The 24649-nt window shown below is 65.4% G+C and carries 26 protein-coding genes; 12 read left to right on the forward strand and 14 right to left on the reverse strand.

Annotated elements, in window-relative coordinates:
- Positions 1–137: 137 nt before the first annotated feature.
- Positions 138–902 carry a carbon-nitrogen hydrolase family protein gene (locus tag AC25MA_RS12185; protein ID WP_486972057.1) on the forward strand — a complete coding sequence of 255 codons (765 nt, stop codon included), beginning with the start codon at positions 138–140 and terminating at the stop codon, positions 900–902.
- 15 nt (positions 903–917) lie between these two features.
- Here the strand turns inward: AC25MA_RS12185 and AC25MA_RS12190 are convergent, their stop codons facing one another.
- Positions 918–2453, reverse strand: coding sequence for a methylenetetrahydrofolate reductase C-terminal domain-containing protein (locus AC25MA_RS12190; RefSeq protein ID WP_486972058.1), 1536 nt, complete (start codon positions 2451–2453; stop codon positions 918–920).
- 386 nt (positions 2454–2839) lie between these two features.
- Here AC25MA_RS12190 and metE point away from each other — a divergent pair, with 386 nt between their 5' ends.
- Positions 2840–5143, forward strand: a complete 2304-nt coding sequence (metE, locus tag AC25MA_RS12195; protein ID WP_486972059.1) for a 5-methyltetrahydropteroyltriglutamate--homocysteine S-methyltransferase — start codon at positions 2840–2842, stop codon at positions 5141–5143.
- A gap of 93 nt (positions 5144–5236) precedes the next feature.
- Positions 5237–5761: a histidine phosphatase family protein gene (locus tag AC25MA_RS12200; RefSeq protein ID WP_062363956.1), complete on the forward strand. Its 525-nt coding sequence runs from the start codon at positions 5237–5239 to the stop codon at positions 5759–5761.
- A 113-nt stretch (positions 5762–5874) separates the two neighbouring features.
- On the opposite strand, the gene AC25MA_RS12205 is transcribed toward AC25MA_RS12200, so the two are convergent.
- The gene (locus AC25MA_RS12205; RefSeq protein ID WP_028689866.1) at positions 5875–6831 is read right to left on the reverse strand and encodes an arsenic resistance protein; all 957 of its coding nucleotides are present in this window, start codon (positions 6829–6831) and stop codon (positions 5875–5877) included.
- Positions 6832–6907: 76 nt separating this feature from the next.
- On the opposite strand from AC25MA_RS12205, the gene AC25MA_RS12210 reads away from it, so the two are divergent.
- Complete coding sequence (locus AC25MA_RS12210; RefSeq protein ID WP_062363960.1) at positions 6908–7615, forward strand: SDR family oxidoreductase; 708 nt, start codon at positions 6908–6910, stop codon at positions 7613–7615.
- Position 7616: 1 nt separating this feature from the next.
- Positions 7617–8159, forward strand: coding sequence for a nucleotidyltransferase family protein (locus AC25MA_RS12215; protein WP_069016147.1), 543 nt, complete (start codon positions 7617–7619; stop codon positions 8157–8159).
- Between the two features lie 39 nt (positions 8160–8198).
- Here AC25MA_RS12215 and AC25MA_RS12220 read toward each other — a convergent pair whose 3' ends face one another.
- The gene (locus AC25MA_RS12220) at positions 8199–9086 is read right to left on the reverse strand and encodes a hypothetical protein (protein WP_139121020.1); all 888 of its coding nucleotides are present in this window, start codon (positions 9084–9086) and stop codon (positions 8199–8201) included.
- A 370-nt stretch (positions 9087–9456) separates the two neighbouring features.
- Positions 9457–10635, reverse strand: coding sequence for an acetyl-CoA C-acetyltransferase (locus AC25MA_RS12225; protein WP_028689863.1), 1179 nt, complete (start codon positions 10633–10635; stop codon positions 9457–9459).
- 200 nt (positions 10636–10835) lie between these two features.
- On the opposite strand from AC25MA_RS12225, the gene AC25MA_RS12230 reads away from it, so the two are divergent.
- Positions 10836–11108 (forward strand): PepSY domain-containing protein, encoded by a 273-nt coding sequence (locus AC25MA_RS12230; RefSeq protein ID WP_028689862.1) that lies wholly within the window; start codon positions 10836–10838, stop codon positions 11106–11108.
- Positions 11105–11635 (forward strand): cytochrome b/b6 domain-containing protein, encoded by a 531-nt coding sequence (locus AC25MA_RS12235; RefSeq protein ID WP_028689861.1) that lies wholly within the window; start codon positions 11105–11107, stop codon positions 11633–11635. The genes AC25MA_RS12230 and AC25MA_RS12235 overlap by 4 nt, the downstream gene beginning before the upstream one ends.
- A gap of 107 nt (positions 11636–11742) precedes the next feature.
- On the opposite strand, the gene AC25MA_RS12240 is transcribed toward AC25MA_RS12235, so the two are convergent.
- The 4 genes from AC25MA_RS12240 to AC25MA_RS12255 are packed head-to-tail and all read right to left on the reverse strand — an operon-like array spanning position 11743 to position 15912.
- Positions 11743–12867: an agmatine deiminase family protein gene (locus AC25MA_RS12240; protein ID WP_280062901.1), complete on the reverse strand. Its 1125-nt coding sequence runs from the start codon at positions 12865–12867 to the stop codon at positions 11743–11745.
- Positions 12868–12871: 4 nt separating this feature from the next.
- The gene (locus AC25MA_RS12245) at positions 12872–13966 is read right to left on the reverse strand and encodes an extracellular solute-binding protein (RefSeq protein ID WP_069016146.1); all 1095 of its coding nucleotides are present in this window, start codon (positions 13964–13966) and stop codon (positions 12872–12874) included.
- Positions 13967–13969: 3 nt separating this feature from the next.
- The gene (gene aguB, locus AC25MA_RS12250) at positions 13970–14866 is read right to left on the reverse strand and encodes an N-carbamoylputrescine amidase (RefSeq protein WP_028689858.1); all 897 of its coding nucleotides are present in this window, start codon (positions 14864–14866) and stop codon (positions 13970–13972) included.
- On the reverse strand, positions 14863–15912 hold the full coding sequence (locus AC25MA_RS12255) for an agmatine deiminase family protein (RefSeq protein WP_028689857.1): 1050 nt from the start codon (positions 15910–15912) through the stop codon (positions 14863–14865). The genes aguB and AC25MA_RS12255 overlap by 4 nt, the downstream gene beginning before the upstream one ends.
- Before the next feature lie 134 nt (positions 15913–16046).
- On the opposite strand from AC25MA_RS12255, the gene AC25MA_RS12260 reads away from it, so the two are divergent.
- The 4 genes from AC25MA_RS12260 (at position 16047) to AC25MA_RS12275 (ending at position 20250) form a co-directional block, all read left to right on the forward strand.
- On the forward strand, positions 16047–16904 hold the full coding sequence (locus AC25MA_RS12260) for a LysR substrate-binding domain-containing protein (RefSeq protein ID WP_028689856.1): 858 nt from the start codon (positions 16047–16049) through the stop codon (positions 16902–16904).
- A gap of 331 nt (positions 16905–17235) precedes the next feature.
- Entirely contained in the window at positions 17236–18435 is a 1200-nt protein-coding gene (gene fabV / locus AC25MA_RS12265) for an enoyl-ACP reductase FabV (protein ID WP_028689855.1), read from the forward strand.
- Positions 18436–18602: 167 nt separating this feature from the next.
- On the forward strand, positions 18603–19289 hold the full coding sequence (locus tag AC25MA_RS12270; RefSeq protein ID WP_028689854.1) for a GNAT family N-acetyltransferase: 687 nt from the start codon (positions 18603–18605) through the stop codon (positions 19287–19289).
- Positions 19290–19341: 52 nt separating this feature from the next.
- On the forward strand, positions 19342–20250 hold the full coding sequence (locus tag AC25MA_RS12275; protein ID WP_028689853.1) for an alpha/beta hydrolase family protein: 909 nt from the start codon (positions 19342–19344) through the stop codon (positions 20248–20250).
- A 70-nt stretch (positions 20251–20320) separates the two neighbouring features.
- Here the strand turns inward: AC25MA_RS12275 and AC25MA_RS12280 are convergent, their stop codons facing one another.
- From AC25MA_RS12280 to AC25MA_RS12300, 5 genes are all read right to left on the reverse strand, one after another.
- Entirely contained in the window at positions 20321–20662 is a 342-nt protein-coding gene (locus AC25MA_RS12280; protein WP_486972060.1) for a HopJ type III effector protein, read from the reverse strand.
- Positions 20655–20951, reverse strand: a complete 297-nt coding sequence (locus tag AC25MA_RS12285; RefSeq protein WP_028689851.1) for a DUF1244 domain-containing protein — start codon at positions 20949–20951, stop codon at positions 20655–20657. Before AC25MA_RS12285 ends, AC25MA_RS12280 begins: the two co-directional genes overlap by 8 nt.
- Before the next feature lie 13 nt (positions 20952–20964).
- Entirely contained in the window at positions 20965–21657 is a 693-nt protein-coding gene (folM, locus tag AC25MA_RS12290) for a dihydromonapterin reductase (protein WP_028689850.1), read from the reverse strand.
- A gap of 76 nt (positions 21658–21733) precedes the next feature.
- Positions 21734–22306 carry a putative antibiotic biosynthesis monooxygenase gene (locus AC25MA_RS12295; protein WP_349738791.1) on the reverse strand — a complete coding sequence of 191 codons (573 nt, stop codon included), beginning with the start codon at positions 22304–22306 and terminating at the stop codon, positions 21734–21736.
- A 148-nt stretch (positions 22307–22454) separates the two neighbouring features.
- Positions 22455–23078 (reverse strand): hypothetical protein, encoded by a 624-nt coding sequence (locus tag AC25MA_RS12300; RefSeq protein WP_028689848.1) that lies wholly within the window; start codon positions 23076–23078, stop codon positions 22455–22457.
- A 184-nt stretch (positions 23079–23262) separates the two neighbouring features.
- On the opposite strand from AC25MA_RS12300, the gene AC25MA_RS12305 reads away from it, so the two are divergent.
- Positions 23263–23718, forward strand: a complete 456-nt coding sequence (locus AC25MA_RS12305; RefSeq protein WP_028689847.1) for a flavodoxin — start codon at positions 23263–23265, stop codon at positions 23716–23718.
- Between the two features lie 43 nt (positions 23719–23761).
- Here AC25MA_RS12305 and AC25MA_RS12310 read toward each other — a convergent pair whose 3' ends face one another.
- A complete protein-coding gene (locus tag AC25MA_RS12310; RefSeq protein ID WP_486972061.1) occupies positions 23762–24646 on the reverse strand; it encodes a LysR substrate-binding domain-containing protein in 885 nt (294 codons plus the stop codon).
- Positions 24647–24649: the final 3 nt, after the last annotated feature.

A 24649-nucleotide genomic window follows, 5' to 3' on the forward strand; every position in this document is an offset into this window, starting at 1 on the left:
GCTGGAGCCACGCTGTGGGGCCAGTGGGAGAGCCATCGCGGGGCAAGCCCGCTCCCACGTTGATTCTATCGTTGATGCAAATGTTGTCTTCCGAGCGACAGCCGAGCAGAGTCTGCCTACCTTGTCAGGAGACGCCCATGCCATCAGCCGTTTTTGCCGCCGCCCAATGCGCCATTGGTGATGGCGACCTCCCCGCCAACCTGGCCTTGCACCTGGCGTTCATGCGCCAGGCCCATGAGCATGCCGTGGACCTGTTGCTCTTCCCCGAACTGTCGCTCACGGGCTATGCCCCCGCGTTGGCCAGTGGCCTGGCGCAGGATCTGGACACGCCGCTGCTGGCGCCACTGCGCCAGTTGGCCCAGGCAGCGGGCATGACCACGGTGGTCGGGATGCCGCTCACGGTACCGGGCCAGGACAAGCCGCGAATTGCGGCCTGCATCCTCCACCCGGATGGCTCGATTGCGGCCTATACCAAGCAGCACCTGCATACCGGCGAGGACGCGTTCTTCAGTGCGGGGAGCGGCGGTGAGTTGTTGTCCGTTTCCGGGCTGTCCGTGGCCTTGTCGGTGTGCGCCGATTTCAGCCATCCGCAGCATGCCGCCCAGGCGGCGCAGCGTGGCGCGCAGGTGTATGCGACAGGTGTGCTGATCGGGGAGGGTGGGTATCCGGCGGATAGCGCATTGCTGCAGGGTTATGCGCAGCGGCATGCCATGGCCGTGCTTATGGCCAATCATGGCGGCACCACGGGTGGCTGGGCGGCGGCTGGGCGCAGCGCGTTCTGGGACGAGCAGGGGCGGTGTGTCGTGGCTGCTTCAGCTGCCGGGAATCGGCTGTTGGTTGTATCCGGTCAGGCTGGGGAGTGGCAGGGAGTGGAGGTTTCACTGGCTCAGCACGCAGGCTGATCCGCTCGTGCCTGGCTACAGGTCGTCCAGTGAGACCTTCACTCGTTGTGGCGCAGCCAGGCGCTCCCGTGTTTTGGCAAGCAGGTCGTCGTCGCTCATCGGTGTGGGCTCAAGTGGCGCAGGCTCGAACCACACCGGCCACGAACTGCGATGCCGGCTCTCCACCTGCACGCAAGGAATCAACCGCTCGCGCAATACCTCGGTCCGGCCCACGCTCACCGCCAGCCGATACTTGGCACTGTGCACGCACTCCCGGTCGCCAAACTCGCAACGGTCCAGGCTCGTGCCGCCGCATGGCCCGTTCGCCAGGCCTTTGGGGCAGGTCTCGGGGCAGATGTAGAGGGTGTCCTGCAACCGGCAACTGCCGCAGGTATCGCACCCCACCAGCGGGCGTTTGATACGTCGCTCCAGCCGATGCAGCCACTGCGCCGCCATGGGGTTGGCCCACAGCGACCGGGTCACGGCCCAGCCGAAGCCCTTGCTCAAGGCCGTGGTGCGGCTGAACAACTGATGGTGCATCGCCGAGAGCAGGTGATAGCGGGCCTTTTCCTTGTTGGACGCGGTGATCTGCCGTTGCCCGAGGCGCCAGGCGTGCCCCGGTGGATGGAAGGTGACCGGCGCTAGGTTTGCTTCCTGCCAGGCCGCTTCCCAGGCCGGGGTCCAGTCCTGCAGTGAAGTGAACTGCGGCTGCAGCGCATCGATGGCCTGCTCCAGCGCTTCGAACTGCGCCACTTCGTGGATACCGGACAGGTGCACGCCGGCATAGCCCATCAACTTCAGGCCGATCACCTGCAAGGCCAGGCGATGGTTGGCGCGTTCCCTGGCGTAGGCCTTGGACACCGCCGTTTCGGCGGCCAGCAGCGCGCGCATTGATGGCGTGACGGTTACCCCGGCAACGTGATCGAGCATCCCGGCGCGGCCCTCGGTCAGCGCCATGATGCAGGCCATCAGCGGCTTGGGCCGGGGCTGGCGTTGCATCCAGTCGAAGGCTTCCTGGTGTTTGTCGATGTCGAAACCGAGCTGCAGGATGAACAGGTCGGCGCCGGCGGCGAGTTTCTTTTCGGCCTTGCAGTACTGCGCGCCGCCTTCTGCTTCCTGGTACTTGAACGGGTTGAGCGCGGCGGCCAGCAGCCAGTGTGGACGGGCCTGGCGGACGATCTGCAGGGCGGCGACGGATTCCAGATAGCGTACCGGGCGTTCGCCGGGGGTGTGGCCGGGCAGGCGGTCGCCGGTCAGCAGCAGAAGCTGGTCGAGGCCGGCGGCGTCCATGCGTTGCAACTGGGCCAGCAGGTCGCGGCGTTCGCGGTCCTTGCCGGAGAAGTGCAGCAGGGCGGGAACGGGGTTCGCGAGGCTGCTGAAGGCCTCCAGCGGCGAAATGTCCAGGGCGCTGCTGACGCGGTCGCCGATGGCTACGGTCATCGGCCAACCACACAGCCGGGTGCGGGCCATGAGGGTTTCGAGGGTGGCGAAACGCTCGGCGCCGGGCTTGGGGACGAATTCCAGGATGCAGGCGAAGGCGTTGGCGTCCAGGGTCGTTTTCAGCAGGCTCATTGGGTACGGGCTACCGGGTTGGGGCAGGGTGGCAGTGTGCGGCAGATTGGCGGGTGGGGCATGTCTGATTGCGCGGGGTACTGTGCTGGTTGAGACATTCACAACGCTCTGTCAGGTGGCCTAGATCCCTGTGGGAACGGCCTTGCCGAGGCGTCGGACCGGTCGGAAAGGGCTGCGCAGCGGCCCCAGGATTTCAGCATTCATGCACAGATCGCCGTGGCCGCTTTGCGGCCATTTCGCGACACAAGGCCGCTCCCACAGGGATCATCATTTCTGTAAGGCATCATGAACAGTTCTTGAGTTCATCTCAAATTTAATGAGTTTGTCTCACCTTAGCCCCGCGCCCAGAATGCCCTCATTCACTTTAAGGTTCGAGGGACGACAACATGGCACTGGCACACAACCTGGGGTTTCCGCGCATCGGCCGCGACCGCGAGCTGAAGAAAGCCCTGGAGGCCTTCTGGAAGGGCGAGCTGGACGAAGCCGGCCTGCGTGCCGTGGGCCGTGGCCTGCGCGCCGCGCACTGGCAGGTGCAGAAGGCCGCCGGCATCGAGCTGCTGCCGGTGGGCGACTTCGCCTGGTACGACCAGGTGCTCACCCACTCGCTGACCTTCGGCGTGATCCCTGAGCGTTTCCGTGCCAAGGACGGTGCCAAGCCGACCCTGCAGACCCTGTTCGCCATGGCTCGTGGTGCCGTAGGAACAAAGGGCAGCGATAGCTGCTGCGGCGACGCCCACGCCCAGGAAATGACCAAGTGGTTCGACACCAACTACCACTACCTGGTCCCCGAATTCACCGCCGACCAACAGTTCACCCTGAGCTGGGAGCAACTGTTCGAAGAGGTCGAGGAGGCCAAGGCCCTGGGCCATGCGGTCAAGCCGGTGCTGATCGGCCCGCTGACCTACCTGTGGCTGGGCAAGACCAAGGGCGCTGACTTCGACAAGCTGGAGCTGCTCGATCGCCTGTTGCCGCTGTACGACCATATCCTCAACCGCCTGGCCGTGCAGGGCGTGGAGTGGGTGCAGATCGACGAGCCGATCCTCGCCCTCGACCTGCCGCAGGATTGGAAGAACGCCTACGAGCGCGTCTACAACATCCTCCAGCGTGCCCCTTTGAAAAAGCTGATCGCCACCTACTTCGGCGGCCTGGAAGACAACCTGGGCCTGGCCGCCAATCTGCCGGTCGATGGCCTGCACATCGACCTGGTGCGTGCCCCGGACCAGTATCCGACCATCCTCGACCGCCTGCCGGCCTACAAGGTGCTGTCGCTGGGCGTGGTCAACGGCCGCAACGTCTGGCGCTGCGACCTGGAAAAGGCACTGGACGTGCTGCGCCATGCCCATGAACGCGTGGGCGATCGCCTGTGGGTGGCGCCGTCGTGCTCGCTGCTGCACAGCCCGGTGGACCTGGAGCGTGAAGACCAGCTCGATGACGAACTGAAGAGCTGGCTGGCCTTCGCCGTGCAGAAGTGCCAGGAAGTGGCGCTGCTGGCCAAGGCGCTCAACCAGCCCGAGGCTGCCGAGGTTGTCGAGGCGCTGGCGCAGAGCCGCGCCGTGCAACACCGCCGCGCCACCTCGCCACGGATTCACAAGCCAGCGGTGCAGGCCCGTGTCGCCGCGATCAAGCCAGCCGACAGCCAGCGAGCCTCGGCTTTCGAGCAGCGGATCGCCAAGCAGCGTGCCGGGCTGGACCTGCCGGCGTTTCCGACCACCACCATTGGTTCGTTCCCGCAAACCTCGGCGATCCGTCTGGCGCGTCAGTCGTTCAAGCAGGGCAAGCTGAGCGAGGCCGATTACGTCGAGGCCATGCACAGCGAAATCCGCCACGCGGTGCAGATCCAGGAAAACCTGGGGCTGGATGTGTTGGTGCACGGCGAGGCCGAGCGCAACGACATGGTCGAGTACTTCGCCGAGCAACTGGACGGTTATGTGTTCACCCGCTTCGGCTGGGTGCAGAGCTACGGTTCGCGCTGCGTGAAGCCGGCGGTGATCTTCGGTGACCTGAGCCGCCCGAAGGCCATGACCGTGGACTGGATCAAGTACGCCCAAGGCCTGACCCGCAAGGTGATGAAGGGCATGCTGACGGGCCCGGTGACCATGCTGACGTGGTCATTCCCGCGCGAGGACGTGAGCCGTGAGGTCCAGGCGCGCCAGCTGGCGCTGGCGATCCGCGACGAGGTGGTGGACCTGGAGGCTGCGGGTATCAAGATCGTGCAGATCGACGAGGCCGCCTTCCGCGAAGGCCTGCCGCTGCGTCGCAGTGCCTGGCCGCGTTACCTGGAGTGGGCCACCGAGGCGTTCCGCCTGTGCGCCTCGGGCGTGCGTGACGAAACACAGATCCACACCCACATGTGCTACAGCGAGTTCAACGACGTGATCGAGTCGATCGCGGCGATGGATGCCGATGTGATCACCATCGAGACCTCGCGTTCGGACATGGAATTGCTGGAGGCGTTCGAGCGCTTCGACTACCCGAACGAGATCGGCCCGGGGGTGTACGACATCCACTCGCCACGGGTGCCGTCCAAGGAGGAAATGGTCAAGCTGCTGCGCAAGGCCGCCCAGCGGATTCCGGCCGAGCGGTTGTGGGTCAATCCGGATTGCGGGTTGAAGACGCGCGGTTGGCCGGAGACCGAGGCGGCGTTGGTGAACATGGTGGCGGCAGCCCGGGAGCTGCGTGCCTCAGCTTGATGACGCGTTGGCAGTACCGGCCCTATCGCGGGGCTGGTACAGGTTTTCCATATTTCGGCTAGAGTGCCCGGACATTCCTGCCAAAGCCTCGCCATGAAGCCTACCCACCTCACCCTGATCTGCCACGCCCGCACCGAGGCGCAACGGGTGGGGCGTTTCGCCATGGACGACGAGGCGCTGCGCGATCCACCGTCGCTTTTGACAGACCTGCCTGCAACCGCCCGCTATCTCATGGCACCTGAACTACGTAGCCGCCAGACTGCCGAGGGCCTGAACGCGACTGTCGACGAAGGCCTGCGCGACTGCGACCTCGGCAACTGGAAAGGCATCCCGCTCAAGCAACTGGACGAAGCCACCCTGCGGGTCTGGCTTTGCGATCCCCAGGCTACCCCTCACGGCGGTGAATCCATCGCCATGCTGTGCGAGCGTGTCGCGACCTGGATGGATACAGCGCTGACGCCGGGCGAGTGGGTCGCGATCACCCATCCCTTTGTCATCCGCGCCGCGATGCTGCATGCGTTGGGCGCGCCTTTCGAGTCGTTTCATCGCATTGATGTGCCGCCCTTGGCCCGTGTGTGCTTGAGCTATTACGGGCAATGGAGGCTGCAGTTGGGCTGATGCCTGTGCACAAGGCTGCTATCGCCGGGGCCGCTTCGCAGCCCTTTCGCGACACAAGGCCGCTCCCACAGGTACGACGTTGACCTTGAGGCTAGCGCAGTCCCGTGTCATGCCTAACGCCGAACCAACGCCGGCACGGCCCGCACATAGACCAGCTCGCTCACCAGCTCCACCAACGTCTGGGTAATCACCGCCGCCGCCGCCAATGCCCGGATCGACTCCGGCAGCGCCAACGCCAACGGCAGCACCACCAGCGAATTACGCGTGGCGGCGCTGAAGGTCACGGCCCGTGCTTCCCCTGTGGACAACGTGAACAGCCGCGCCGCGAACCAGCCAAGCAGCGGCGCCAGCAGGGCAAAACCGAGATACACCGGCACAACCGGCAGCAGGTTGTCCAGCTGGCTGGCCACCACGCCGATCTGCGAGCCGATCACTGTAATCAGCACCAGCGCCATGGCCGGCACCGGCAGCCAGGCCCAGGTGTCGTTCCATTTGGCGACCAGCGCCGAGCGCCGCGCGCCGGCACTGGTGACGACCGCCAGCAACAGCGGCAGCACGATCAGCAGCACGAAGGCTTCGATGAACGGCGCCACGGAAATCTCGACATCAGCCGCGCCACCGAGCATCAGCGCCAGGTACAGCGGCAACAACGCCAGCTGCACCAGCAGCAGCACCGGCGTGGCGGCGAGGGTCAGGCGCGAGTCGCCCTTGCCGATATGGGTGAACACCACCACGTAGTCGATGCAGGGCGTCAGCAGCACCAGCAGGGCGCCGACCAGCACGCCGGGGTGCTCGACCAGGCCGCGCGTCCCGGCCCACACCAGCAGCGGCACCAGCACGAAATTGGCCAGCAGCAGCGCGCCCATGAAACGCCGGTTGCCCAGGCCCGCGCGCAGGTCGAGGAAGGGGATCTGCAGGAACATCGCGTACATCAGCACGGCGATGGCCGGTGTCACCAGCATCTCCAGTGCCTGGGCAACGCCGGGTGCAAGCAGGCCGACGGCGCAGGCAAGCACCACGGCGATGAAGTACAGGGGGATCTGGTTGCGTTCGAGTTGATCTCTGTCCACGGATGGCCTGGCTTTTCCGACTGAATTACTAGGTGGGGCAGGGTACTATCTGGCGCAATCCATAGGGAGTGATGCGATGCGAATTCTAGTGGTGGGTGCGAGCAAGGGATTGGGTAAGGCACTGGTCGAGGGCCTGGGTAACGCGGGTGATACGTTGATCGGCGTGTCGCGCACCCGGCCGGCGTCGTTGCCGAGCGCGGTGCGCTGGATCGAGGCCGACCTCGGCCAGCCTCGCCAGGCCGCGGCGGTCATCCATGAGGCGGTGGCCGAGGGCGGGCTGGATGTGCTGGTGTACAACGTCGGGATCTGGGAACAGCGGGCCTTCGAGGAGGACTACAGCTTCCTCGACGATGACGAGGGGCAGATCGAGCGCATGGTTGCCACCAACCTCACCGCGCCGCTGTTGTTGATCAAGCGCTTGCTGCCGGTGCTGCTCAAGAGCGCACGGCCACGAATCATCCTCACCGGCTCCACATCGGGCCTGCCAGGTAGCGGTCGGCCAGAAGTCACCTTCGGCGCCAGCAAGTTCGGCCTGCGCGGCATTGCCGAAACCTTGCGTGAAGGCTTCCGCGAGCAGGGGCTTGGCGTGAGCTGCCTGAACCTCGGCTACCTGAATACCGAGGATGGACTGGAGGTGCCGCTGGCCGAAGCCGAACAGCGCGGCGAGGGGACGCTGATCCCGCTGCACGACGTGGTCCAGGTGTGCCGGATGCTGCTGAGCCTGTCGGCGGCCAGCTACGTGCGCGACATCACCTTGCCCGCGCTGCGTGACGAGCGTTTTTAAGGTGAGTTTCGAACGGCAGGTCCAGACCCTGATCTGCAATGACCCTGTGCGCTGGCCCCTGCTGGCGCTGGTGCGCGATCTTGGCGTGCCGGATGCCTGGATCGGTGCGGGTTTCGTGCGCAATGCCGTGTGGGACCATCTGCATGGACGGGCCATGACCGCGCTGCAAGGGGATGTGGATGTGCTGTGGTTCGATCCGGCGCGTAGCGATCCGGCCGAGGACCTGCGGCTGGAGGCGCGGTTGCAGGCCCAGGCGCCGGAGGTGTTGTGGTCGGTGAAGAACCAGGCGCGCATGCACCTGCGTCATGGCCAGGCGCCTTATGCCTCGACCGGCGATGCCATGTGCTACTGGGCGGAGGTCGCCACGGCAGTGGCGGTGCGGCGCACGGCCGATGACCAGTGCGAGGTGCTGGCGCCGCTGGGGCTGGACGATCTGTTCGGCCTGCGGCTGCGGTCCACGCCGGGCAAGGCCGAGGTGATGGCCGCTCGGGCGCGGGAGAAGGGCTGGTTGCAGCGCTGGCCGAAGTTGCGCTCGCTTGGTTGAAAAGCCCGGCAGGGAAACTGCCGGGCTTGGCGCGCGGCCTCAACTGACCAGGCAGATTGCCCGCAGTGACGAGCCTGGTTTCACTGGCGTGGTGGTGTCACCGAGCCATTGCTGGGTATCGGTTTTCTGCTGTTTGGCGAACACATCCCTGACGTTTTCCCAGCTTTCCACCGACAGCTGGTAAACCGCCTGGGACAGGGTATAGGACGACTGGAAGGTGATGGTGCCTTTCTTGCTGGTGGCCTTGATGGTGAATTCGCTGGCATACAGCATGAAGTTCACCGAGCCGGCGATCCCCGTCTGCAGGATATTCTGGTTGAAGTTGGACTGGCGCTCGGTCTGTTCGGAATAGGACAGCGCCGCATTCACCAGGCTGCTCAGGGATTTCTTGATTTGCTCGACATCTTTGGCCGCCAGGCCGATGAAGCCTTTGACGAACGAATCGATCAGCGCATTGGCGTCATGGCTTTTCTGCTGGATCTGCGTCACCTGGGCGGCGAGCAGCGACAGGAAGGGAATCTCGGCGATCTGCTGGGTGAAGGCGATGAAGTGTTCGCGGTCGCCCTTGGCCTTGGGCCTCTGATCGGTAGGCTGGTCAAGTGGGTTGTATTCCGAGCGCCGGCGGGCGATGTCGATGGCGGTCTGCAGGCCTTCGTAGATGCTGACCGGCGCTTTGCCCGGGCTGACGTTCTTGTTGGCGTCGTTGGCGTAGCTGTCGGTCGCCGCGCCGGCTGCCGGGCTGAAGAACGGGTTGATGGCATCAGCGCCGGTGCGCATGGCGCGGCCTGTCGAGGTGAGCTGGTGAGGGTGGTTGTAGTCGTGGGCGAAGATATTGCCGTGTGCCGTGGTCGACTTCACCCGGGCCTTTCCTTCCAGCCAGGCATGTGCAACTTCTTTCTCGGATGGGGCGGCTCCTGGAGCGTTCATGTCAAATCCCTTTAGCAGATTTATTAATAGGGTCGAGTGCGCTGGAACCTAAGCAGTTCATAGGGCGCCTGACTCAGGCTAGAGGGGAGTTTTAAGGTGTCAAAGTGTCTTTTTTTACGCAGTAGGAAAGTGGTGGGGGATATGGAGCCAATCGAATTAAGTAGTGGCTGGCTTATCGTGAAGTTATTGTTTTTTTCGTTTTAATGTATGTAATTGAGTGTGTTTCTGTTTGAAGCGTATTCGGATGTGTTTTCAAGTCAATTGCAACTAATGCTTCGGCGAGTTGGTGTGATCCGCGTCGAACGCTTCGCGGATAACCCGCTCCCACAGGTTTGAATATCGCCGTGTGGGAGCGGGCTGCTGGGTGTGATCAGCGCTCGATGGCCAGTGCCACGCCTTGGCCGCCACCGATGCACAGGGTTGCCAGGCCTTTGTTGGCATCGCGCTTGATCATCTCGTGCAGCAAGGTCACCAGCACCCGGCAGCCGGACGCACCGATCGGGTGACCCAGGGCGATCGCGCCGCCATTGACGTTGACCTTGGAGGCATCCCACTCCAGCTGCTTGCCCACGGCCAGTGCCTGGGCGGCGAAGGCTTCGTTGGCTTCGATCAGGTCCAGGTCGGCCAACTGCCAGCCGGCCTTGTCCAGGCAGCGTTGGGTCGCCGATACCGGGCCGATGCCCATGATCGCAGGGTCTACGCCGGCGCTGGCGTAGGCGGCGATCTTCGCCAGTACCGGCAGGCCCAGGGCCTTGGCCTTGCTGGCGCTCATCAACAGCACGGCGGCGGCACCGTCGTTGAGGCTGGAGGCATTGCCGGCAGTGACGCTGCCATCTTTCTTGAACGCGGCGCGCAGCTTGCCCAGGGACTCTGCAGTGGTGCCGGGGCGTGGCTGTTCGTCGGTGTCGAACACCAGCGGCTCGCCTTTCTTCTGCGGGATGTGGATGGGGGTGATTTCGTCCTTGAAGCGCCCGGCCTCGATGGCGGCCACGGCCTTGCGCTGCGACTCGGCGGCGAAGGCGTCCTGTTGTTCACGGGTGAGGGCGTACTTGTCCACCAGGTTCTCGGCGGTGATGCCCATGTGGTAGTCGTTGAAGGCGTCCCACAGGCCGTCGGTGATCATGCTGTCGACCAGTTGGCCGTGGCCCATTCGTTGGCCGGTGCGCGCCGAGGGCATCACGTAGGGCGCCAGGCTCATGCTCTCCTGGCCACCGGCGATCACCACCTCGGCGTCGCCGCAGCGGATGGCCTGGGCGGCCAGGTGCAGGGCTTTCAGGCCCGAGCCGCAGACCTTGTTCAGGGTCAGGGCCGGCACTTCGTAGGGCAGGCCGGCCTTGACGGCGGCCTGGCGGGCGGGGTTCTGGCCGGCGCCGGCGGTAAGCACCTGGCCGAGGATCACTTCGTCGACCTGGGCCGGGTCGAGCTGGGTCTGGGCCAGCAGCTGGCGGATCACGGCGGCGCCCAGCTCCACGGCGGACACATTGGCCAGGGCCCCCTGGAAACTGCCGATGGCAGTGCGGGTGGCGGCGACGATGACGACTTCGTTCATTGTTGTTCTCCGGGATGCGGGCGTGATCCTGACAGCATCCCCGCCCGAGGCTTATTTGAGAAATTTGTTTTTCTTTGCCATTGATCCGAAATTCAAATGAATGGCGCATGCAATTCTGTACCGCCGTTCGGATGAAACTAAGCTTGGCTTCAGCTTCGCTGGGCAGAATGAGGCTTCCATCAACAAGCAGGAGTTTCCCAATGCGCCGTTCACTTATCGCGATCACCCTGTTGCTGGGTAGCGCCGCCGCTTTCGCCGCCGAGCCCAAATGCACCACGGCTGACAAGGGTACCTGGCAGGACGCCGAGCAGTTCCAAGCCAAGCTCAAGGACGAGGGCTACAAGATCAACAAGTTCAAGGTGACCAAGGGCAACTGCTACGAGATCTACGGCTTCGACAAGGATGGCCGCAAGGTCGAGATTTATCACGATCCGGTCAGCGGCAACGCGGTCAAGACCGAGATCCATAAATGACCGCCGGCGTGCGGCTGTGGGACCCGCTGCTGCGGGTGTGCCACTGGTCGTTCGCCGCGGTGTTCCTCGCCAACTACGTCTTCAACGAGGCCGGTGACGACTGGCACCAATGGCTGGGTTACTACGCGTGCGGCTGCCTGGCCGTGCGCTGCGCATGGGGTTTCGTCGGGCCCCGCAGTGCACGTTGGGCGGATTTCTGGCCGACCCTGGAAAGGTTACGAACCCATGGACGCGCGTTGTGGCGTGGCGAGCCTTACCACCGCATGGGTCACACGCCGATCGGCGCGCTGGTGATGGTGCTGATGATGACGGGCATCGCCAGCCTGGGCCTGACCGGCTGGATGATGCTGGAGGTGGATGCGTTGTGGGGCGCCGAGTGGCTGGAAACGCTGCACAGCTGGTTGGCCGATGGCCTGCTGGCGCTGGTTTGCGTGCACCTGCTGGCGGCGCTGGTGGAGAGTGTGCGCCTGCGTGAGAACCTGCCCTGGTCGATGGTGACGGGGCGGCGCAGGTCCGAGGATCCGTGAAGTGTAGCCCATCGCGGGGCAAGCCCGCTCCCACGCCAGACCTGCATGTTCAAAACTGGCGTGGGAGCGGCGGTTCGGCGCCCCGACTTGCCCCGCGATGATCGTCTCTACACCGCCGGGCACTGGTTGGTCACGCAGTGAATCCCGCCGCCACCCGCCGCGATCGCATCGATATCCAGTTGCACCACCTTGCGCCCCGGATACAGCTTCACCAGCAACGCCCGCGCCTTCTCGTCGGCACTGCGATCACCAAACTGCGGCGCGATCACCGCGCCATTGATGACGAAGTAGTTGATGTACCCCGCCGCGAAGTCCGGGTTGTCCTCGCTGAACTTGCTGCGCCGTGGCTTCAGTGGCGGTGACATCGTGTGGATCTCCAGCTTGCGGCCATCGGCATCGGTGGCATTGCGCAGGATTTCCAGGTGCTTGAGGGTCACTTTGTGATCGTACGAGTCTGGATCGTTGTCCAGGTTCGCCACTACCACGCCGGGCGCCGCGAAGCGCGCGTAGAAGTCCACATGGGCATCGGTGATGTCCTTGCCCTTGATGCCCGGCAGCCAGATGATCTTGCGCAGTCCCAGCCGCTCCTTCAGTTCGGCCTCGACCTGGGCCTTGCTCCAGCCGGGGTTGCGGTTGCTGTTGATCCAGCTGCTCTCGGTCATGATCCCGGTGCCATGGCCGTCCACCTCGATACCGCCGCCTTCGCCCACCAGTTCGCTCTGCTGGTACTGGGCGCCAGCCAGCCTGGCGACGCGGGCCGCCAGCTTGGCGTCGTAGCGGTGCTGCTGCTTGCCGCCCCAGCCGTTGAAGTTGAAGTCCACCGCGCCCAGCACGCCGTCGTCGTCAACCACGAAGTTGGCGCCGATGTCGCGCATCCAGATGTCGTCCAGCTCAGTCTCGACATAGGTGATGTTGTGGCTGCCGCATTCCTCCTCGGCGATGTCGCGCTCGCTGGCGCGGCAGAACACCGTCACCGGCTGGAACGCGGCGATGGCCCGGGCGATGCGCCCTAGCGCGGCCTGGACGTCTTCGGTGAAATCTTCCCAGATGGCGTCCTGGGCGCCGAAGGCGATGTAGGCGCGCTGGTGCTTTTCACCCTCGTCGGGCATGAACCAGCGGCCCGACTCGGCGGCGCGGGCGCGGGTGCCGCCGAAGGGCAGGCCGAAACTGGCGGCGGCGCCGAGGCCGGCGACGACGCTCATCTGTTGGAGGAAGGTGCGGCGAGTTGGCATGGGGTCAGTCCTGTGCAGTCTTGAAGCGGGTCCAGACGCGCATGCGCGCACGCATGTCGGCCTGGGGGATGTCCTTGCCCGGAATTAACCGGGTGTAGGTGGCATCGCTGAGGTAGATGTCCGGGTTGTCACGCAGGCGCGCATCCACCAGGGGGCGGGCCTTGGCGCTGGCGGTGGGGTAGCCGGTGAAGTTGCTGATCGCGGCCATGTTCTCCGGGCGCATGACGAAGTTGATGAAACGATAGGCGTATTCCGGGTGCTTGGCGTCGGCAGGGATGGCCATGGTGTCCATCCACACCGTGGTGCCTTCGCGGGGCACGCGGTACTGGAAGTCGATGGTCTTGCCCGCGGCCTCGGCGGTGCGCTGGGCCTGGATCACGTCGCCGCTGTAGCCCAGCGATAGGCAGGTGTTGCCGTTGACCAGCTCGGTGACCGGCTGCGACTGCAGCTTGCGCACATAGGGGCGAATGCCCTTGAGCAGTTCGCTGGCGGCGGCCAGGTCTTCGCGTTTGGCGCTGCGCGGCTCGCGACCGAGGTAGTGGAGGACCACGGCCAGCACTTCGTCGGGCGAGTCGATCATCGAGATGCCGCAGTCGGCGAACTTGGCCGCCAGTTCCGGCTTGAACAGCAGGTCGAGGCTGTCCAGCGGGGCGTCGGGCATGCGCTCGCGGATCTTCGCCGCATCCATGGTCAGGCCGATGGTGCCCCAGGTGTAGGGCACGGTGGCCTGGCTGGCCTTGGGGTAGCGGTCGTGCAGCTGGCGCAGGCCGGGCTCGATATCGTCGAGCGCGGTCAGTTGCTTGCGATCAAGCGCCTGCAGGCTGCCGGCGCGCATCAGTCGCTCGGCCACGGTGTCGCCGGGGAACACCAGGTCGTAGCCGCTGCGACCGGACATCAGCTTGGCCTCGAGCACTTCGCTGCCGTCCATGACGTCGTAGATCACCGGGATGCCGGTTTCGGCGGTGAAGCGCTTGAGGGTGTCCTCGGCAAAATAATCGGCCCAGTTGTACAGGCGCAGGGCATCCTGCTCGGCCTGGGCAGCGCTGGCGCAGGCCACCAGGGCGGCGATGGCGAGCAGTTTCGATGGACGGCTTGGCATGGTTCAGGCCCTCGCGGTCTGTGGGGTGCGGCCGTCCAGGCTGAGCAACGGCGCGTACATGCTGGGGCGACGGTCGCGGTAGATGCCCCAGCTAAGGCGGTCTTCGCGCATGCGTTCCAGGTCCAGGTCGTGCAGCCAGACGCCGCTGCTGTCGCGGTCGGCCTCTTGCAGCATCGCGCCCTTGTGGTCGCAGATGAACGAGGAGCCGTAGAAGCGCATCGACAGGTTGTCGTCGCTGCGCGCCACCTCGTGACCGACGCGGTTGGCGGCCACCACCGGCAGCAGGTTGGCGGCGGCGTGGCCGCGCATGGCCATCTGCCAATGGTCACGCGAGTCCAGCTCGGCGGCGCCCGGCTCCGAGCCGATGGCGGTGGGGAACAGCAGCACCTCGGCGCCCATCAGCGCCAGGCAGCGGGCGGTCTCGGGGAACCACTGGTCCCAGCAGATACCGATGCCCAGGCGGCCGAAGGCGGTGTCCCAGACCTTGAAACCGGTGTCGCCGGGGCTGAAGTATTCCTTTTCCTGGTAGCCGATGGCGTTGGGGATGTGGGTCTTGCGGTACACCCCCAGCAGGCGGCCGTCGGCGTCGGCCACGGTCAGCGAGTTGAAGAAGGCGTTGCCGGCGCGCTCGTACCAGCTCAGCGGCAGCACCACGCCCAGCTCCTTGGCCAGGGCGGCGAAGCGCTTGAGCAGCGGGCTGTCGTGGTAGTCCTGGGCCAGGGCCTGGTGGCTGTGGCACTGCTCGATGCAGAAATACGGGGTGGCGAACAGCTCCTGCAGCAGGATCACTTGGGCACCCTGGGCGGCGGCCTGGCGCACCAGCTGCTCGGCGCGCTCGAGGTTGGCGGCCAGGTCCCAGCTGCAGGCCATCTGCGTGGTGGCGATGCGCAAGGTGCTCATGGGCGCGCTCCCTGCCAGGCCGGCTGCTGCTGGGTGATGCAGTGGATGCCGCCGCCGCCGTGGGCGATATGGTCGATGCGCACCGGCACGACCTCGCGGCCGGGGAAGGCCAGGGCCAGCTGCCGGGCGGCGGCCTGGTCGGCGTCGATGCCGTAGGCCGGCATGATCACCGCGCCGTTGGCCAGGTAGAAGTTGGTGTACGAAGCGCAGAACACCTCGGCCTCGGTATCCACGGCCGCCGTGGCCTCGTACAGGTCGAGCAGCTCGAACGAGCGGCCTTGGGCATCGGTGGCCAACTCCAGGGCGCGGCGGTTCTCGCGGGCCACCTCGGCGTACACCGAGCCCTGGTCGTGGGTGGCGTCCACCAGCAGCACGCCGGGGCGGGCGAAGGCGCACACGCCATCGACATGGCCGTCGGTCATGTCGCCGGTGACGTACTGCGGGTCACCCGGCAGCCAGATGGTCTTGCGGATGCCCAGCAGGCGGGCGAAGCAGTCCTCGAAGTCAGCCTTGCTCAGGCCCGGGTTGCGGTTGGGGTTGAGCAGCACCGACTCGGTGGTGATCAGCGTGCCTTCGCCGTCGACATGGATGGCGCCGCCTTCGTTGCACAGCGGAGTGCTCAGGCCTTCGAGGCCGAGATGATCGAGGATGCGTCGGGCCAGGCTGCGGTCCTTGCCGTGCTCGGACTTGTCGCCCCAGGCGTTGAAGCGCCAGCTCAGGCCGGCCACGCCCTGCTGCGGGTGGATGAGGAAGGTCGGGCCGCTGTCGCGGCACCAGCTGTCGTCCACGGCCAGTTCGACCAGCTCGATGCCGGGGCCGCACAGTTCGCGGGCAATGGCCATGGCCGAGGGATCGACCACCATCTTCACCGGCTCGAAGCGCGCGATGGCGGCGGCCACGCGGGCATAGTCGCGCTGCACGTCGGCCAGGGTCACGCCCCAGCCCGCCTCCCACAGTGGCTTGTTGTGTGGCCAGATCATCCAGGTGGCGGCGTGGCGGGCCCATTCGGCAGGCATGCGCCAGCCGCTGTCGCGGGACAGGGTCATAGTGAACTCCGATCTATTAGGGATTTTTATCAACGAAGCCCGCCGTCGCGGGTGTTGCTGCCCATGTTATGGCTGGGAAACCGGAGCGACAAACGATAGATTTAGCGTATTTCTGATCAGTCAGGCTTATCAGCATGCTCAAGCATTGGCCCCCGCTCAACGCCCTGCGTGGCTTCGAAGCCGCCGCCCGTCTGGGCAGCTTCCACAAGGCCGCCGAGGCCCTGAACCTTACCCAGTCGGCGATCAGCCAGCAGATCCGCAGCCTGGAAAGCTATCTGGAGCAACCGTTGTTCCACCGCAGCGGGCGGAGCGTCAGCCTGACCGACGCCGGGCATGACCTGCTCAGCACCACCCAAGCCCTGTTGCAGCAACTGGCGGTGGGCATCCGTCGCCTCGACCAATACCGCAAGCCCAACCAGTTAGTGGTCAATACCACCCCGGCCTTCGCCCGGCATTGGCTGTTGCCGCGCCTGGCGGATTTCCACCAGCGTCACCCGGATGTCGACCTGTGGCTGTTTACCAGCTTCGAGGTCCCGGACATGGCCAACGAGACCATCGACCTGGCGATTCGCGACGATATCGGGCCGCAGGCTGAATGCAGCTTCACCGTGCTGCACCAGGACAGGTTGTATCCGGCTTGTCACCCGACGTTGCCCGAGACCGGGCGCACGACCTTGCACGGCGAGCGCGAGATGGACTGGAGTCACTGGCAGCTGGAAGGCGGCGAGGAGGTGGGGCAGCAGGGCAAGGGGCTGAACTTCTCAGACCCGGGGTTGCTGCTGGAGGCGGCGGGCGAGGGGCTGGGGATTGCCCTGGTCAGTCAACTGCTGGCGCAGCGGATGGTCGATGAGGGACGTTTGCGGCCCTTGTCGGCACAGCGCGTACGCGGGCCGGTGTGGAGCTGCCTGGTGCATTGGGAGAGCCAGGAGGATCCGCTGGCGCGGCAGTTCCTGGCGTGGTTGCGAGAGGCCCTGTCGCCTGTGTTGTCCTGATGGAACGGAACCTGTGGGAGCGGCCTTGTGTCGCGAAAGGGCCGCACAGCGGCCCCGGCGATCTTCGCGTCAACACTGGAACCCTGGGGCTGCTGCGCAGCCCTTTCGCGACACAAGGCCGCTCCCACAGGACCGCGCCAGCCTCAAGATCAACGCCGTACCTGTAGGCGCTGGCTTTGCCGGCAAATGGGAGCGTGCGGACAATGCAGCAATGCGAATCACCCCGTAATATGTGTCGGATATCCCGCGAGGGTAGTCTCACCCTCTAGATCAAACGGCAGCGCCCCGAATCCGGGCGCTGCCCCAGCCTAAACCTGACGAGGTACAGACATTGGCCATCATTCATCCCAAGGTTCGCGGTTTCATCTGCACCACGACTCACCCCAAGGGCTGCGAGCTCAACGTCCGTGACCAGATCGAAGCCACCCGCAAGCTGGGCGTGCGCGAGGATGGTCCGAAGAAAGTCCTGGTGATCGGCGCCTCCAGCGGCTACGGCCTGGCCGCGCGCATCACCGCGGCGTTCGGCTTCAAGGCCGACACCCTGGGCGTGTTCTTCGAAAAGCCGGGCACCGAGACCAAGGCCGGTACCGCCGGCTGGTACAACGCCGCCGCCTTCGACAAGTTCGCCAAGGCCGAAGGCCTGTACAGCAAGTCGATCAACGGTGACGCTTTCTCCGACGAAGCCCGCGCCAAGGTCATCGAGCTGATCAAGAACGAAATGGGCGGCCAGGTCGACCTGGTGATCTACTCGCTGGCCTCGCCAGTGCGCAAGCTGCCGCAGACCGGTGAAGTGGTCCGCTCGGCGCTCAAGCCGATCGGCCAGCCGTACAAGTCGACCGCCATCGACACCAACAAGGACACCATCATCGAGGCCAGCATCGAGCCGGCCACCGAGCAGGAAATCGCTGACACCGTCACCGTCATGGGCGGCCAGGACTGGGAGCTGTGGATCGACGCCCTGAACGCTGCAGGCGTGCTGGCGCCGCAGGCCCGCACCGTGGCCTTCAGCTACATCGGCTCCGACATCACCTGGCCGATCTACTGGGACGGCGCCCTGGGCAAGGCCAAGCAGGACCTGGACGAAACCGCCCAGCGCCTGGGCAAGAAAGTCGGTGGCAGTGCCAACGTTGCGGTGCTCAAGTCGGTCGTTACCCAGGCCAGCTCGGCGATCCCGGTGATGCCGCTGTACCTGTCGATGGTCTTCAAGATCATGCAGGAGAAGGGTATCCACGAAGGTACCCAAAACCAGCTGGACCGCATGTTCCGTGACCGCATGTACCGTGCGGACGGTGCGCCGGCTGCACTGGACGACGAAGGCCGCCTGCGTCTGGACGACTGGGAACTGCGTGATGACGTGCAGGACGCCTGCCGTGCCATGTGGCCGAAGGTAACCACCGAGAACCTGTTCGAACTGACCGACTACGCCGGCTACAAGAAGCAGTTCCTCAACCTGTTCGGCTTCGAGCGCGCTGACGTCAACTACGACGAAGACGTGGCCACCGACGTACGGTTCGACTGCATCGAGCTGTAAGCAAGTCCTTGACCGCGCAGCCGTTGATGACGGCTGCGCGGTTCCCACCGACGACTTGTTAATATTCTGAAACAAATCCTCCAATGGCCCTTTGCCATGGGCACCCTCTGCCTGATCTATACCCCAGCTATTGGCCTGGCAATTCCGCGGGGGCCGAGGAGGGAGCAATGGGCGCACTGCAAAAACTACAAGAACGCATTCGCCAGAAGGGCCTCAAGCGCACCTTCAAGACCTTGTTCGAACGTTACGTGTTCTTCCACTGGGAATTGTTGTGGATGGAACGCGACCTGATCAGTCCGGTGCCTCCCTACAACCTCAAGGCCCACACACCGGTCACCCTGGTGCAGATCACCACCGCCAATGCCGACGCCTTCGCCGCGAATTTCGGCGACCGCGTCGAGACCATGCGCGAACTGGCCGCCGAAGGGCACACCGGGCACATGTACCTGGACGAGCAGGGCGACGCCGTGGCCTTCATCTGGGCCAGCGTGGTCGACTATCACGACAAGCACTACTACGGTTGCACCTTCCCGGTGAAACCGGGCGAGTTCTTCGAGTTCGGCGGCGAGATGACCCGCCCCTATTTTGGCAGCGAGCTGTCGGTGACGGCCCAGGTCGAGCTGTGGAACACCATGCGTGAAAAGGGCTGCCACAAGGTGGTGGACGTGGTGGAGACCCACAACGTGCCGGCCATGAAGCTGCACCTGCGCATGGGCTACCACGAGCAGGGACGGGTGATGCACGTGTACGGGCTGTTTGGGCGCTGGAAGCTGTTCCGCGAGACCCGCTACGACGGCTCGCGCCTGGCCGTGCTGCGCAAACCGGGTGTGGCCGGCGCGCTGCCCACCACCTAGCTATAACGGGGGTATGTTTGCTAGCGTTGGCGGACAACGCAGGGAGCGCGCCATGAGCAGCCTCACCCAACCCGCCAGTGCATTTCGCCAGCTCGCCGCCGACGGCTACAGCCTCGGCGGTTTTCGTTGGCGTCACGCCCAGACCGACGCCCAGCGCCCGCTGGTGATCATCAATGCCGCCACCTCGGTGCGCTGCCGTTATTACTCGCGATTCGCCGATTACCTGTTCGCCCAGGGCTTCGATGTGCTCACCTATGACTACCGAGGTATTGGCGAATCACGCCCGGCTTCGTTGCGCGGTTTCAAGGCGTCGTGGAGCGACTGGGGGCGCCTGGATTTCGAGGCAATGTTGCAACTGGCCGCAGCCGAACAGCCCGGGCAACCGGTGCATGTGGTCGGCCACAGCTTCGGCGGCTGGGCGCTGGGGCTGGCACCTTCGGCCGCGCAGGTGCGCCGAGCGGTGCTGGTGGGCGCGCAGTTCGCCTATTGGCGCGACTATGCGGCGGACCAGCGCTGGCAACTGTTCGGCAAGTGGCATGTGGTCATGCCTTTGCTGACCCGGGTATTCGGCTATTTCCCCGGCAAGCGCCTGGGCTGGCTGGAGGACACCCCGGCCGGGGTGGTGCGTGACTGGAGTACCCGCACGCCGCGCTACGAGCACCGGCCCAGTGGGCGCCTGCTCGAGGCGCTGCCGTTCGAACAGGTGCGGGCGGCGACCCTGGCCATCAGCCTGACCGACGATCCGTTCGGCACGGTGGCGGCCACCGAACGGTTGTTGGGGTACCTGCGCCAGGCCGAGCGTCGGCACCTGCGGGTGGCGCCTGTGGATATCTCGGTGGAGGAGATCGGGCATTTCGCGTTCTTTCACGATCGGTTTCGTGAAAGTTTGTGGCCGATTGCGCTGGGGTGGCTGCGAGAAGGGCAGTTAGAGGGCCAGGTGCCGGGTAGCGTTATCAGTTGAGGGCCTCGTCGCGGGGCACGTCGCATCGGCGCACCGCCGCGACTTGCCCCGCGATGGGCGAGAGGCGAAGTCAGGCCATGCGCGCCAGCGGCTGGGCGGTGAACTTCACGCCGGCCAAACCATGCTTGATCAGCGCACGGATGTTGCCATGGTCGCTGCCCTCGGGGGTGGCCACCACGCTGCGGTAGTGCTCGCCGAAGGCCAGCAGCGCTTCCTGGTCGCTCAGCCCTTCCAGCAGCGCCAGGCCCAGGGTCTTGCACGAACCTTCGTTCTGCCCGACGGCGTTGTGCACGTCGCCGTTGTCGAAGGCCTGGGGCTGGTAGCTGTAGTTCGCGGCGATGAACGCCAGGGTATCGGCGAAAACGTGCTCGCCGCTGGCGAGGCTGCTGCGCAGGGTGTTCAGGTCAGTCACGGGGTTTTCCTTGTTCGAACGCCGCCTGTTGCTCGGCGCTGGCTTCTTTCTGGTATTGGGCTTTCCACTCGGCGTAGGGCATGCCGTACACCTGCTCGCGGGCATCGTCCAGGCTCAGCTCGATCTGGCGATCGTCGGCGGCGGCCTTGAGCCATTTCGACAGGCAGTTGCGGCAGAAGCCGGAGAGGTTCATCAGGTCGATGTTCTGCACGTCGGTGCGTTTCTGCAGATGGTCGACCAGGCGCCGGAACGCGGCGGCTTCGAGTTCGAGCTGTTGTTGCGGGGTCATGGGCGGTGTCTCTTCAGGTCATGCGGTTCTTCAGATGGCGGCCACCGTTGATGACCACCTGGCTGCCGGTGCTGTACTGGCTTTCGAGCAGGAACAGCACGGCGTCGATCAGCGGGCGGGCGCCGGGTTCGAATTCGAGCAGGGCCTTTTTCAGGGTCTGCTGGCGGTACTGCTCGTCGCCGCCTTCCTTGAGGATCAACAGGCCCGGCAGGATACCGTTGACGCGCACCTTGGGCGCGTACTTTTCGGCAAACGACAACACCATGTTCTGCAGCGCGGCCTTGGTCGCGGCGTAGCCGATATGGCTCTTGCTGCCGCGCGAGGAGGTCTCGTCGCAGATATGGATGATGTCGGCCTTGTCCACCTTGTTCAGCCACTCGCCGAGGGCCAGGTTGAGGTGGTAGGGCGCCTCGACGTGCAGGCGGAACATGGTGTCGAGGTTGTCCAGGCCATCGTCGAGCCACAGCGAGGCGTTGTGGATGATCCCGCGCAGGCCATCGTAGTGGCCGTGCAGGTGGTCGATCAGGGCCTGGCGGTCTTCGCTGCGGGTCAGGTCGGCCTGGAACTGCCGGATGTTCGGGTGGGCTGCCTGGGGATGCAGGCTGCGGCTGGCGCTGACCACCGTATGGCCGGCCTGGGCCAGCTCCAGGGCCAGGGCCAGCCCGACGCGCTGGCTGGCGCCGGTGATGAGGATTGGGCTGTTCATGTGCGGGCGGTCTGTTCGTCTGTCCGTGCGTGATGCCCCAGCATACCCGAACTGCGCGGCCTTGCGAGCCCGTGCCTCAGCGGCTGCGCAGCCCCTGGGCCCGGCCGCTCGGGGCAGGCGGCGCGGCGTTCAGCCAGCCGGCCAGCAGGCGGGTGGACAGCGGGATGAACAGGTACACCATCAAGGGGGTCAGGGCCAGGGTGCTGAGCAGTACGCGGGGCAGCAGTTCCAGCGCTGCCAGCCAGTGGCCGAACAGCAGGTTGAACAGCAGCGAGACCGGGAAGAACGCCAGCCAGATGGCCGTGGCCTGCTTCCAGCGCGGCGGTTTCTGCACTGTATTGGTGCCGAACCAGTCGTCGATGCCGCTTACGCGCCTCTCTTTGGGGCGTTCGAACAGGCCGTTGCCGCGCTCAAGCCAGGTCCGGCGCGAGGCGGAGTGCTCCCAGGCGTGCAGGGTCTGCTCGTCGGTGAAGCGGAAGATGATCTGGAATTCATCGCCCTCGGCCGGCGGCGCGAGGATGCCCGAGCCCAGGTAACCGGGGAAGTCGGTGGCCAGTTGCTCGCCTTCGTGCAGCCAGGCCAGCAGGTCCTGGTAGCGGCCACAGGCGGCGCGGCGCGACACCATCAGGGTGACGGGTGGGGTAGACATCGTGTATCTCCTGGCGACGGGGCTGGCGGGTAGCCGGCCCCTTGGCATGCGGCCCGGGGTGGTGGGCTGCGCAGGCGTGCTTGCAAGAATCGGGCGCAGATTATGCGCAATCCGTCATGACCGGTCAGTTTCAGCGGCTGGACGGTCGTCAGCAGGCGGCGGGGGCCTGGGCGTGCAGCTCGGGGTGGGCTTGGCGGTGGGCCTGCAGGATGTACTCGCGCAGACGTTCGATTTCTTCGGCCGGGCTGTGCGACAGGTCATAGGCGGCCAGGCGCGGGCCGATGCGCCGACGCAGCACGCCGTGCAGGCCGATCGGCGGTATATCCGCGGCGGCGAAGCGCAGCTTGAAGTGGGACGGCGCCTCGCGCCGGCCACGGACCTCCAGCAGCACGCCCTTGAACGAGATATCCCGCACCCACAGGTCGCTGGCCTGGCCGCGGTCGTCGAGCAAGGCACTCGGCCGCTCCAGCGACAGGCGCCAGGGCCGCAGCATGGGGCCGTCTTCGTAGATGTCCGGCGAGCCCAGTTGCAGGTGCAGGGCGTGGAATTCGTCCTCGACCAGTTGCAGGGGGAAGCTCAGCTGCTGGTTGTTGAAGCTGGCCTGCAGGGTGACCTGCTCGTTGGCCACCAGGCGGGTGAGCAGGTCCTTCAGACGACGGTCGCCATTGACCAGCAGGCTCGACATGGGGTCGGCCAGGTTCAGTTGGGGCGAATGCTGCATGTCCTGGATGAAATCCAGTTCGTCCTGGGAGAGTAGGGCGTCTGCTTGCATGGTCGAACTCGAAGGGGCGATCGGTAAGGGCGATTTCTTCACGACTGTCGACAGTAGCCAATACGCTTCGTTCCGGTCATTCGTCGGATAATCCTGAAGTGTGTGACTTTAGGCATAGGCGGCCTTTTGCCACTGTCGAGTGCTAGTATCCTACGTTTTCACTCAGTTTCGGAATCCTCACCCGATGAAAGTCGCCATTATTTCCGGTTCGGTATACGGCACCGCCGAAGAAGTCGCCCGTCACGCCGAGTCGCTGCTCAAGGCCGCCGGCCTTGAAGCCTGGCATGCCGCCCGCGCCACCCTGCAGGACATCGAGGGCTTTGCCCCGGACGCGTTGTTGGCAGTGACCTCGACCACGGGTATGGGCGAACTGCCCGACAGCCTGATGCCGCTGTACAGCACCATGCGTGACGTACTGCCGGCGGCCTGGCGCGGGTTGCCCGGGGCGGTGATCGGCCTTGGCGACTCCAGCTATGGCGACACCTACTGCGGCGGCGGCGAGCAGATGCGCGAGCTGTTCGCCGAACTGGGGGTGAACGAGGTGCTGCCGATGTTGCGGCTCGATGCCAGCGAGACGGTGACGCCGGAGACCGATGCCGAGCCGTGGCTGGCGGAGTTTGTGGCAGCACTCAAAGGTTAAATCGCCCGTGTAGGAGCGGTCTTGCCGCTCCTACAGGTTCGCGTCATGCTTCGTCGCGTTCACGCAACAACGCCAGCCACGCCTGCGCCGCCCGCGACAGATAAGCCCCGCGCCGCCAGATGAAGGCGATGTCCCAGCGCAGATGTTCCGGCGCCCGTAACGGCAAACGCACCACCCCGGGCCGCTCCAGCGCCCGCGCGACGATCGCCGGCAGCAGCACCACGCCTTGGCCGGCCGCCACCAGCGCGGCGAGAAAGTCCGCCTGGCCGCTGCGTCCGCCTTCCCTGGGCGTGAATCCCTCCTGCTGGCAGGCACTGAGCAACCGATCGTTCAACACGAAGCTGCGTTGGTACAGCAGGAACGGCGTGTCGGCCAGTTGCGCCAGGGCGACGTCGGCTTGCCCGGCCAGTGGGTGGCTCGCGGGCAGCAGGGCCTCCAGTGGCTCGTTGCAAAAGGGTTGGTAGTCGAACGCCGGATCGCTCGGCGTCAGGCTGCCGCCCAGTTCCAGCTCGCCGCTTCTCACCGCCTGCTCGACCATGCGGCTGCCGCCTTCGAGCAGCTGGATTGAGATGTTCGGATGCCGCCGCCGGTACTCGGCGAACAACCCGGCAAACAGCGCGTCGCTGCCCAGCAGCGGCAGGCCCAGGCGCAGCTCGCCGCGGGCCATCTGGCTGAGGTCGTCCAGTTCGCTCTGCAGCTCCTGGCGCTGGCGCAACAGCGCCTCGCCCCGTACGAGGACGATGCGCCCGGCGGCGGTCAGCAGTAACTGCGAACCCTGGCGCTCCAGCAGCGGCTGGCCGATATCCTGTTCCAGCTGGGCGACCTGCTTGCTCACCGCCGACTGGCTGATGTGCAGGGTGATCGCCGCTTGGGTGAAACCGCCCCTGTGGACGACCTCGATGAAACTGCGCAGCTGTTTGAATTCCATGAT

It is taken from the genome of Pseudomonas sp. P65(2024), assembly GCF_057480955.1.